Below are 11,822 nucleotides of genomic sequence, written 5' to 3'. Positions count from 1 at the left end.
TCAGAGGCCGATGAGCCGGTCTGCACTTCAATATCGAGCACGATAGTTTCAAAGTTTTCGATCGAAGCGGCCTCGCTCACATAAGCTACGCGCTGAACAAAAAACGCTGCACCGGCTGAAATCGGCTGAATTACATCGATTTCGATACTGAACAGCTCTGTTGCCGCTTCAGCTTGTGTTTGTCCGCGGTGTACACGAGCACCTGAAAGGGTGCCTTCACGAACAGTATCAAACTCGATCAGCCTGCCTGTACCCTGCCATACCTCGCCCCAGCTGCCAATCTCGTAACTGCTCACCATGTAATTTTCGGGCGCTGCACCATCCACGCCAAAGGCATAGGAAAGACCCTGAATCAGGGTTTCGGAGGGTGCGCTGAGGGTGATCAGCACGCGGTCGCCGGGCTGCAGTGCAGGCAGGATTTGTTCGGCAATCGGGCCGGACTCCGAAGCTGCACCACCGTGCGTGTTCCCGAAATTCAGACCTACGGCCAGCAGGTCGGTTTGGTTCACCAGGCCGCTACCGTCTGTGTCGGCAAAGGTAGCTTCAACGGGTTCCCAAACTACTGCCGGCTGCCCTGCCCACTCTGTACTTGCATTCTCACGGGCCGGGCCGGTTAAGTTCCAGTAGATGCCAAGGGGCAGCACGTCCTGCTCGTTCACGATACCATCATTGTTGGTATCGCCGGGCCATACGATTACGATTTCGGGTTCAACCGGCTCTTCGTCGCCGAAGAAGACCTGCGGCAGTATCTGAGGCTCAGCATCCGGGCCAAGTTCAAATACGCGGTTGATGGTCGGGCTGTCGCCGATCTGCTCGAAACCACCAAACGGAAGCTCGCGGCCGTCGCCGGCGGTAATGAAGAATTTGTACTCAACCGGGCTGCCTTCGTCGCCTTCCACATCAATTCCGACAGAATAGACGCCGTCAGCGACGAACGTCATCTGATTGACCGGCTCGAAATCGTTAAATGTTGCGCCTACCCAAACCGCATCACCAACTCCCGGCTGATAGAAACCGGAGGCCTGCTGCACGCTCATATCCACCAGGAAGGTGACGCTGCGCACTTCGGGTTCCGGAACCACCTCGCCTTCATCATCGCTGAAGAAAACGACATCGAGCACTACGGGGATGTTTTCGGGGCCGAGCAGGAGTTCACGGTTCTGCAGCGGATCGTCGCCGATTTGCTCGAAACCGCCGAACGGAAGCTCGCGGCCGTCGCCGGCGGTAATGAAGAATTTGTAGCCGAGAACGGCTCCTTCATCCCCTTCCACATCAAGCGAAGCTGCATAAACGCCATCGAAAGCCGGGTTCATGAAATCAACAGCCTGGAAGCCGTTGAAGTCGCCGCCTACCCAGACGGTATCTCCGGCTGCCGGGTTGTAGAAGCCGCTTTCGAGCTGCACGCTCATATCCACGAAGAAGGTGACGTTGCGGAACTGAGGCTCGGGAACAACTTCGCCCTCGTCATCGCTGAAGAACACCTGCGGCAGTATCTGAGGCTCGCCGTCAGGGCCAAGATCGAACACACGGTTGAGGGTCGGGCTGTCGCCGATCTGCTCGAAACCGCCGAACGGAAGCTCGCGACCGTCTCCCGCGGTAATGAAGAATTTGTACTCGACGGGGAAGCCTTCGTCGCCTTCCGCATCAATTCCGACAGAATAGACGCCGTCAGTAACGAGCGTCATCTGATTGACCGGCTCGAAATCGTTAAAAGTTGCGCCTACCCAAACCGCATCGCCAACTTCCGGCTGATAGAAACCGGAGGCCTGCTGCACGCTCATATCCACCAGGAAGGTTACGTTGCGCACTTCGGGTTCCGGCACAACTGCGCCCTCATCGTTGTTGAAGAAGAAGGTGTCGAGCACCTGGGCATCGCCTGCCTCTCCGAGGGTAAAGCTGCGGTTCAGGTCAAGGTCGCCGTCGATAACTTCCCAGCCGCCATTCGGGAATTCACGGCCTTCGCCTGCTTTCACAAAGAATTTGTATTCGATATCGAGGCCGGTTTCGCCTTCCACATCTATCGTTACATCAAAAATACCGTTGCCGGCGGGATCCATGAAGAAGTTGTTCATGAAGTTCGTGCCGTTGATGTTGCCGCGCACGTTCACTTCATCGCCCAGGGCGGGATCAAAAAAGCCCAGGGCCTGCTGCACGCTCATGTTCACAGAGAAGGTGACGGGGCGAACAGGCTCGGGTTCGGGCATCTGATCGTTGTCGTCATAGAAAACGACAGGCAGTACCTGCTGTACATCCGGCGGACCAAGGGTGAAGCTCCTGTTATCCAAACCCTCGAGCTCGAAGTCGTTATTAAGCACGAATTTGTAGAATTCCGAAGCACCCTCCTGCCCTTCCAGACTCAGGGTGATTGAATAGATGCCCTCCACACCGGATTCGCTCAGTGCGACTGCGCTCCAGTCGTTGAAGGAGCCTGCCAGTGCGATAACATCATCGCTGCCGGGGGTGAAGTTTCCGAGAGCGGTCTGCACGCTCATATCAACACTAAAAACGACTTCACGAACCTCGGGCTGCGGCACTTCCTCCAGGTCGTCAAAGAAAACGACGGGCAGTTCCTGCGGCTCAAAAGCTTCACCAAGCATAAAAGAGCGGTCCGGGATTACTTCCCATCCGCCGTTGGGCAAATCACGGTTATCACCGGCCTGAATGAAGAACTTGTACAGAATTTCTTCTCCTTCATTCCCGAAAATATCGGGCATAGCGGTGTAAACACTATTGTTGGTGAGCAACATGGGCACAAGTTCCCCAAAATCACTATTGTTGAAAGAGCCAAGCACAAAAACTTCATCGCCCGATTCGGGCTGGAAAATTCCAAGCTGCTCCTGCACGCTCATATCCACAAAAAAGCTTACCGGGCGGAAAGGCTGCGGCTCGGGGGGCATCATATCGTTAAAGAAGAACATCCCCAAATCCTGGGTTTGGCCGGCCGGACCGAGCTCAAAGCTGCGGTTCAGGTCGGGGTCATCATTCAAAAGCTCCCAGCCGTCGTTGGGGAAAGGAAAGTCATCCTCAAATTCTTCAGGAACAAAAACGAAGAATTTGAATTCGGGGGAATCCCCTTCGTTACCGGGTACCATAACCGTGAGTTCATAAACCGCATCGTCGATTACTTCCATCTGATCGGCGAGGCCAAAGTTATTGAAAGTACCCCGCACATAAACATCCATGAAAGACGGGTTAAAGAGATCAATCTCCGGGTCGATGTAGTACTGTAGGTTTACGCGGAAAACGACCGGGCGCAATTCCGGCTGCTGATCAGGCAGTTCATTGCTGAAGAATACCTTATCAAGCACCTGCATAACATCGGGTTCGCCTAATGTGAAGGTGCGGTTCCCGTCAAAGTTTTCCCAACCAGTATTCGTCAATTCACGCCCGTCACCGGCCTGGATGAAAAACTTATACTCAACATTCTGCCCCTGCGGTCCGCTGACTTCCACTTCAGCTTCGTAAATATCATTTTCAATGAGGGTCATGGGGTTATCGAGGCTCCAGCCGTTAAAGGCACCGCGCGCATACACGACATCATTCAGACCAGTATCAAAGTTGCCGTTTTGGCGCTGAACGCTCATGTCCACCTGAAATACAACTGTGCGTGTATCCTCCGATTCGGGCTGCACATTTAGCGTAAAGCCTGAGGGAACAATAACGGCAACAGGGTTCCCGGCTCCGTTACGAACATCCGGGTTTTGAACGGTAAAGCTGAGCGGACCGGTTGCAGCGCTTTCAGAGATATTGAAGAGAAGCGTTACAACTTCACCGTCGCCTTCACCGGTGCCACTGGTACGGACTACACTTGCACCAATGGTTGTTTCATTGAGATTATCGGCAATGCTGAGCGGGTTACTGCCCATCAGCGGGCCCGGCTGAATGCCGGCGAATTCGACCTGAGCCGGTTCGTACCCGACTTCAAGTCCGTAGTAAAACAGATTGGCTGCGTTTTCCGCGATAAAACTGATTTCAACCTGCTCCCCTGGCTGAGGGTTGGGGTTACTGAACTCAATATTAAACTGCATGTTCTGAGCAAAGACTTTGCCCAAACCGATGCTTAGCAGAAAAATAACAGCGAACAGGATTTTAGCTGCTTTAATCATTACAACGAATCTAAATGTTTTGGTTAATCCGCCTGTAAATACATAGGAGGGTAATGTGAGCAAGAAGCTTGAGAACACAGAAATGAAAGCGCTTACATAAAATGTAATATACCTATTTTATTTCAAATTCTCTCACCTTAGTTAAGCACGAACCACTTTTCACAAACCCCTAAATAACAGATTATTATGCGCTATTTTTAGATACAATAAGTCTTTCGCTCGATTTTTTTTATACCGTTAAAAGCGCTTTTTTATGACTGGAGTATTTCCAGACAAAACATCTTTTTTAAAGCGCTTTCGTTTTCTCTGTTTCAAACATTTCGACGAAATATTGCGTCACTTTTTCAGGCTGCGGCAACCTGTTTGCATCGGATGCCACACCGATACTCACCCCGCCATTGTAGCTGATCAGGCTGATGCCAACCCCAAGCATCCCTGATTTGGGAACCCAAAACATAATCTCTTCGATTTTAGCACCGGCAAGGTATAAAGGGCGCCTTGGTCCCGGCACATTGGTAACAACTGCGGAGCACTTACTACTCAGGAAATTCACAATAAATTGTTCAACTATGAGCGGCATTTTGCCCAATAAACTGAGCACACCGTAGGCAACCCAGGCCTCACCGGAGGCTTTGATTTCGTTCATTCTGCGCTGCACGATCCTCAGCCGTTCCTGCCCGTTTTCTATTCCAACAGGCAGCTCCAAAAAAACAAGTCCGAACTGATTGCCGGTCATAAGGGTATCTGTGTCGCCGCGCAGATTCACAGGAATGCTAACGCGGAAAGAAGATGCCGTTTCGGGTTTTTCGCCGGCTTCTGTTAAATAACGGCGCAGGGCACCACATGCAAGCCAGAGCAGAATGTCGTTGATGGTCGCTTTGTATTTAGCAGCAAGAAATTTAACCTCAACTAATGGCACCGAAGCAGACCATGCGGCTTTTTTCAGAGGCTGAAGGGCGCCTTTAACGTGCGTAGCAGTATCAGCCGGCATACTCACGAATTTGTAGAGGGCTTTTGTGATACGCCTGATTCCATCACCGGCAGAGTTAAACAGGCCCGAGTGCCTCTGCCCTGTTCGCCTTACGGGCTTGTATTCACGGTGCGGCTCAAAAAAGGCCCCACCTGGCGCAACTGTAGTAAGGGAAAGCAAAATGCGAACAAGCGCAATTCCATCAGCGATACAGTGGTGCAGCTTTGCAACCAGGGTTGTTCCGCCGGCGGTTTCAACCAGATGTAATTCCCATAACGGCCGGTCAAAATCAAGCGGTATGCTCAGCAGTTTCTCGATATAAGCGTGCAGTGTTAGTTCCGTTGAGCTTTTCCGCAAATCGACCTGCCTTAAATGGTAATCAAGATCGATATTTTCGTCGGGTACCCACAGTGGGATGGTTTCCCGGTTAATAACCCGCTGCCGAAACCTTGCAAAAATAAGCAGCCGCTGTCGGATAAGTTCTCTGAACGCCTGGCAGCCGGGTCTGTTGCTGAGCTGCAGCATGCCCGTGATCACCATCTGGTTTTCGGGCTGTTCCATCCGCAGCCATGCCGAATCGGCACCGGAAAGTACTTCAGCGCGGAGTATTTGGGCGGATACTTGTGACACGAATCAAACAGTTTAGTTTAAAAACAGTTATGCCGGGCATATCTGACAATCGTGGATTCGGAGGCCTTATTTTCACCGAGTTTGAGCGCTGCATACCGCCATTGAGCTGCTCTCAGGCAATATCCCGTTTTACAAAAAGAAGCGTAGCATCATCACGCATAACTGAAACCCCTGCTTTTGATAGCAGTTCTTTTACGATTAAAGCAGCGCTCAGCTCTTTTTCTGCAAAGAGTTCTGCCAGGCATTCTTTAACCATGCGGAAGCCGCGGGCCTGATCTTCTGACATAAACAGTTCGGAAAGGCCATCGGTGAATGCTATAATTACATCTCCGGGTTCAAGCCGAACGGTGAGTTCGTCGAAATCAGCTTCGGGTCTGATACCCAAAACCGTTGTTGACTTAGGCTGTACTTCCGCAACAACGCGGTCAGATGCACGGCAGTGAAGAAGCGGGTACTGCATCACATTACTTACCCGAACATCCCCCGTATCCGGATTAAGCATAAGCAGTGTGAGTGCCAGGGTTGATTCATTGACCTGGTCGTCGCGAAACAGAACCCGGTTTAAACGGTTAAGGATTCGGGAAGGGCCGGCATTGTCGCTGTCGTCACCTGAGGTCATAACGCGAAGTGAAGAGCGAACATATGCGGCGTAAGCATGTGCGAAAACCCATGCCTTCCAGCGTTTCCCCATCACATCCCCCAAAACACACAACAAGTTGTTTTTAACAACGGTGTAATCGATAAAATCGCCGCCGGGTATGCCTTCATGAGATTCATGAAAATGTTCAATGGTGTAGCCCGAAACCAGCGGCGGATCAGGAGCGTCGAGCAGTACGCCCGTTGCATGCGATGCTGCCTGCATCTCCCCTACAAGCTTACTGCGAATGCGCTCCCGTTTACGGATTACGTTTTTGAGTTTCGAAACAACAACGTTGCTGCCGTCGGTTTTAGAGATAAAATCATCGGCATCGAGATCTATGCCTTTTATGATGTTTTCTTCCGTGTTGAAGGCACTGAGGTAGAGAAAAGGAATTTCATACAGCTCAGGGCTCATCTTCAGAATGTTTCGCAGCTCAAAGCCATCCATTTCCGGCATCATGATATCACAAACGATGGCATCGGGTATGGTTTCACTAAGCACATCGAGGGCTTCCCGCCCGTTTGAAGCCGATACCACATGGAAGCCGCCTTTGCGCAAAGCGAATCCAAAAAGCTTCTGCATTGCTATCTCATCATCAACGAGCAGTACCTTTTTGGGAGATTCATCTTCCGTAAGAGGAGTTTTGTCTGTCATTTTAAGCTGCGGCAGCTTCTAAAATTTATAGGGTTTCCTCTGCATGCTGTTCCGATGCATGAACCTGAAATATATTATGAAGCTTAGTAAGCTCAAACATCGACCTTACAGGCGGCTGAAGGTCTGTAAGAATCAATTCACAGCCTGCTTTAAGGGAAGCTTTCAAGCCTTTCACAAGGCCTCCGAGAAAGTTACTATCCATGAAAGTGACGCTTCCAAGGTTAATAATAATCGCAGCAGGGTTATCTTCAGAGATAACTTTCTGGATACATAGCATTAGCGGGCCGGCTTCTCTTTCAGTACCTTCCGTGTAATCGGGCCGAATTATTGCAATTTTCTTATTTTGAACGGTCTTTGATATATAATCCATACGAATTGATTCTGTTTACGAACCTTACACCTGGCACGAAATAAGCTTAATGAAGTGTGAGCTGTTTGCAGGAACGGAGTTGCTTAAATGCCTTTCATTTGAGGTTTTTAGGCAACACATAAATTGTTGGCAAAACCTATCGAATAAATTAAACAAATAAACGGTAAGTACCATATCTGAATTATTTTAAACGGCTACTTTTCCAATAGCACAATTATCATTCAATCCTATTTTCCCTAACCAAAGTACTTATGAGCAGCCCATTCAGCACAGAAGTGCAACTACAGATTAAACAGCGAGGTTTAACTACTGAAGAAGCCGAGCGGCAGCTTTCTCTTTTCCGCGCGGGAATCCCGCCGCTCCGGCTTCACAGGGCCGCAACCATTGGTGACGGCATTTTAAAGCTCAGTGAAGCGGAACAACAGGCGCTCGCCCTTTCCTTCGAGCAGGCTCTTGAGGATGCTGACCTCAAAATTATGAAGTTTGTTCCTGCATCAGGAGCTGCCTCTCGTATGTTTAAAAACCTTGAATACATGGTAAATACCTATCCGGAAGTTACCCCTGAGGTTTTGGCAGCAGATGATGCAAACTGCCGCTTTGCGAAAACTTTTATCGATAACCTAAGTCGTTTTGCTTTCAAAGACGCTTTGTTTCAGTCTATGAAGGATGAGGGCCTTGAGCCCGAAGCCCTGCTTGCTGCAGGAAGCTTCCGCCCTTTCATTGCATTCACCCTTGGTAAACCGGGCCTCGGTTATTCCAACATCCCGAAAGCACTGATTCAGTTTCACCGTAATTCAGAAACCGGTGAAGTGAGAACTTCTCTCGAGGAGCATTTTTCGGAGGGCGCACAGTATGCTGCCGGATCTGATTGTAAGGTAAACCTTCACTTTACGGTTTCACCGGAATTTGAACAGGCTTTACTTACAGAAGCCGAAGCCATAAAAAAACGGTTTGGGAAAAGCGGGTTTTCATTTGAAGTTTCCCTTTCGAATCAGATGCCTTCAACCGATACACTGGCTGTTGATGAAGACAATGCCCCTTTTACCGATGAAAACGGTAACATTCTGTTCCGGCCCGGCGGGCACGGGGCGCTGCTTGAAAACCTCAACCGACTCGATGCCGATATCGTTTTCATCAAAAACATAGACAATGTTGTGCCCGACACGCTCAAACCGGACACCATTTTGTGGAAGAAGGTTCTTGGCGGCCTGCTGATCGGGTTGCGCACCAAAGTTTTCGAAGCGGTTGCCGCCCTTGAATCCGATGCACACGTGCAGGCGCACGACTCGGCCGCCTCACTTTGTACGGATACCCTGAACCTGAGCCTACCGGATGATTTTGCCGGGTTGGGTGCTGAAGACAAACGTGACACCCTGCTAAGCCTGCTGAACCGGCCTGTTCGCGTATGCGGAATGGTAAAAAATGAAGGCGAACCGGGAGGAGGACCTTTTTGGATTGATAAGAAATCAGCCGTAAACAAACTTCAGATCGTTGAATCCTCACAGATGGATACATCTGACTCTCAGCAGATGGAGATTGTACAGCAGGCAACGCATTTCAACCCGGTTGATCTCGTTTGCAGCCTTACAGATGCAAATGGCAGCTCTTTTAACCTTGATTCGTTCACAGATCCGGAAACAGCATTCATTGCGTCCAAATCCTACGACGGCCGCGCCCTTAAAGCGCTTGAGCGGCCCGGCCTTTGGAACGGAGCCATGGCTGAGTGGATCACCTTGTTCGTTGAAGTACCCGTAAGCACCTTCAACCCCGTGAAAACCGTGAACGACCTGCTCCGCCCTACCCATCAGGATTAACACAGGCCCTGATTAAGGCTAAATGCTTGCAGGAGGGGGGAATACTCCGTTTTTTTCGGGATGTGCCCCCCCGTTTTACTTACAAGCGTTCTTCACATTCCCCTTTCAGGGTATAGGGATTCACGGCACCGGTAATTCTGCTGTTGACTGTGAGATGGCCAATCACCCTTCCATTTTTGATAATTCGGGGTGGTTTCAGGGCATTGGGATTCATTGCGGAGTAAGCTGAAAAGCGGCTGCCAAAAGTGCCGTTAGAATTCCAGACCGATTCTCTTGAAAACCGGCTCCCGTGCCTGCCGCTGCTGTTAAATATCGAATCAGTTCGAAAACGATTTGTGATGCGGCCAAGCGTAGTTTCTGCATCATCCTGCCCTGTAACTTCGCTGCCGTTGAGCTGCAAGCAAAAGAATTGGGCCTGTACCGGATTAACCGGGGCTGACAATAACAGAGATACGGTTAGCATAAGTGCCGGCACCCGTAGCAGGCCACTCAAATTATTCCTGAATTCAAATCGTGCAAAAGCAAAAACCTTTATTATAAAAGTGCCGGACATAAAAGAAATGGTTTGCTAATTAAAAAAACCGGGCGGGCCCTATTTAAAGCGAAGCTCCCGAAAAGCAAGCAGCATAAAAAATGTAGCCAACCCGATTAGCAAAACTGCAATTACATCCCCCTGGGTAATACCGTCAAACTGATTAAAGTAATAAAGGGTAGGTCCTTTCAGCCAGGCAGGGGGGTCAAAAACAATCATCGCTGAAGCCAGGCCAATAAACGCGATACCAAGAAAGATCAGAAGCCATGCGTGCAGGGTGCGTCGTTTGCGTTTTACGCGCTGTGCATCATCAGAATTCAGCCGGGCATTTTCGAGCAAAAACAGCACTTCATCCAAAACCTCTTCGCGACCGCCTTTGTTTTTTTGCTCCTGAACCTTACGGCTAATGGTTTTAAAGTGCTTATCTGAATTATCGCGGGCTTTTTCGACTTCCTTTTGGGCATCGTCGCTGGTGAAATAAGTCGATTCCAGCAATCGCAGGGCATCGTCAACCGATTTTTCGCGGCTCGACGTATCATTGAGCTTTAAACGGAAGGCATCAAAATATTTTTTCGGATCTGGCATCAGGAGGTAACACTATTGAACGGAATCTGCAAAACAACTGTCAGATAAGCCTGGTGTGTATTGCCGGAACAAATTAAATACCCAATTACAAAAACCGGCAAATTTATTTTTTTAAGATTTAATCTAACATCAGAATTAATGTAAGGCTTTTTTTTATAATCGGGAAGGTTGAGCCGGTTTGTTCATCGTTTTTGAGGGCCGATTAAACGAATAGTTATTCGGAAAGGATTACTTCGTTGATGTTGCCATTGTTTTTTATAAATTAAATAACGCTTCATTCTGAAACAGGCTCCGCCCTCACCCACCTTACTAAGCTTACGCCCCTGTTATGTCCGATTCTCTGCCTCTGAATGCTCAGATTCCTGTAGTAATGATCAGCATGAGCCGGTGGGATGGTGATTTTTCATCCGCGGCATGGTCAATTGCCCGCACATTCGCGGCAAAACAGCCGGTAATTTATGTGGATTACCCCTACACCTTCACCGATTACCTGCGTGAGCGAAGTAAGCCATCGGTTCAGAATCGTAAAAATGCGCTGCTGTTCGGGCGCGGCGGTCTGAAAAAGCTGGATCAGTTTGCCCCTCATTTGTACGCCCTCACCCCTCCCCTTATGGCACCCTGCAACAGTTTCGACGAAGGCTGGCTGTACAACAGGCTTCAGACCCGCAACAATGAGGTGCTGGCACGGAGTATTCTTAAAGCGCTTAAAGAGCTGGGGCATAAAGAATTTGTCTTTTATAACTCTTTCAATCCGCTTTACCTCACCACGCTTCCAGCCTGGTTTAAGCCTGTAGCCGTGCTGTATCAGTCGCGTGATAACATCCGGGCCCTTGAGCCTTACCTGCGCAAGCACGGGGCAGCCGGCGAAATTACGGCCATCCAAAACGCGGATGTGAGCTTTGCTACTTCGCGGCAGCTGCAGCGCGATCTCACGGAGCTTTCGGGGGATGAGGTCGAGTACCTGCCGAACGCGGCAAGCTTCGGCACCTTTCGGAAGGCTTTTGAGGATGAGCTGCCCGTGCCGGCTGATATCGCGCACATCGCGCGGCCGATTATCGGCTACACCGGCAACATCTGTCACCGGCAGAATTATGAGATCATCAAACGGGTGTGCGAGGTTCACTCCGACAAAAACGTGGTGCTTGTAGGGCCGAGAAACCACGCCGGTCATACCGATATCGACCTTGATGCCATCCCCAACCTGCACTTCCCCGGTTCCAAAAAAATCGACGAGCTGCCGGCCTACCTCGCGCACTTCGACGCGCTCATCCTGCCGTTTATCTGCAACGAGGTAACCAAGAGCATTTACCCCCTAAAAATTAACGAGTACCTGGCTTCGGGCAAGCCCATAATTGCAACGCCTTTTTCCGAGGACATCGAATCATTCGGGGATGTGATCTCGCTCGCCGAAGGCCCCGATGCTTTCGCAGATGCCATAACGGAAGCACTCGAAACCAACACCCCGGAAAAAGCCAGAAAACGCTACGAAAGGGCCTCCCAAAACACCTGGGAAGACCGCGT

8 protein-coding genes are annotated in these 11,822 nt (G+C 50.1%); 2 read left to right on the top strand and 6 right to left on the bottom strand.

The features are described from left to right. The 4 genes from LAT75_RS13285 to LAT75_RS13270 form a co-directional block, all read right to left on the bottom strand. Positions 1-4,106: cohesin domain-containing protein (locus LAT75_RS13285; protein WP_291483162.1), on the bottom strand; the 4,106-nt coding region annotated here is incomplete at its 3' end. A gap of 286 nt (positions 4,107-4,392) precedes the next feature. Then, a complete protein-coding gene (locus LAT75_RS13280; protein ID WP_291483161.1) occupies positions 4,393-5,706 on the bottom strand; it encodes a wax ester/triacylglycerol synthase family O-acyltransferase in 1,314 nt (437 codons plus the stop codon). 112 nt (positions 5,707-5,818) lie between these two features. Further along, positions 5,819-7,000 carry a fused response regulator/phosphatase gene (locus LAT75_RS13275; protein ID WP_291483160.1) on the bottom strand — a complete coding sequence of 394 codons (1,182 nt, stop codon included), beginning with the start codon at positions 6,998-7,000 and terminating at the stop codon, positions 5,819-5,821. A 25-nt stretch (positions 7,001-7,025) separates the two neighbouring features. Then, positions 7,026-7,370 carry an STAS domain-containing protein gene (locus LAT75_RS13270; RefSeq protein WP_291483159.1) on the bottom strand — a complete coding sequence of 115 codons (345 nt, stop codon included), beginning with the start codon at positions 7,368-7,370 and terminating at the stop codon, positions 7,026-7,028. Between the two features lie 251 nt (positions 7,371-7,621). Here LAT75_RS13270 and LAT75_RS13265 point away from each other — a divergent pair, with 251 nt between their 5' ends. Beyond that, entirely contained in the window at positions 7,622-9,184 is a 1,563-nt protein-coding gene (locus tag LAT75_RS13265) for a DUF4301 family protein (protein ID WP_291483158.1), read from the top strand. A 79-nt stretch (positions 9,185-9,263) separates the two neighbouring features. Here the strand turns inward: LAT75_RS13265 and LAT75_RS13260 are convergent, their stop codons facing one another. Both LAT75_RS13260 and LAT75_RS13255 read right to left on the bottom strand, forming a co-directional pair. Next, positions 9,264-9,584: a hypothetical protein gene (locus tag LAT75_RS13260; RefSeq protein ID WP_291483157.1), complete on the bottom strand. Its 321-nt coding sequence runs from the start codon at positions 9,582-9,584 to the stop codon at positions 9,264-9,266. A gap of 192 nt (positions 9,585-9,776) precedes the next feature. Beyond that, positions 9,777-10,301 (bottom strand): hypothetical protein, encoded by a 525-nt coding sequence (locus tag LAT75_RS13255; protein ID WP_291483156.1) that lies wholly within the window; start codon positions 10,299-10,301, stop codon positions 9,777-9,779. Positions 10,302-10,629: 328 nt separating this feature from the next. Here LAT75_RS13255 and LAT75_RS13250 point away from each other — a divergent pair. Beyond that, positions 10,630-11,822: glycosyltransferase (locus LAT75_RS13250; protein WP_291483155.1), on the top strand; the 1,193-nt coding region annotated here is incomplete at its 3' end.

The organism is Cyclonatronum sp. (genome assembly GCF_022565315.1).
GTDB lineage: Bacteria > Bacteroidota > Rhodothermia > Balneolales > Cyclonatronaceae > Cyclonatronum.
The sequence above is the reverse complement of the archived record's forward strand: the minus strand, read 5'-3'. Positions and strand labels throughout refer to the sequence as shown.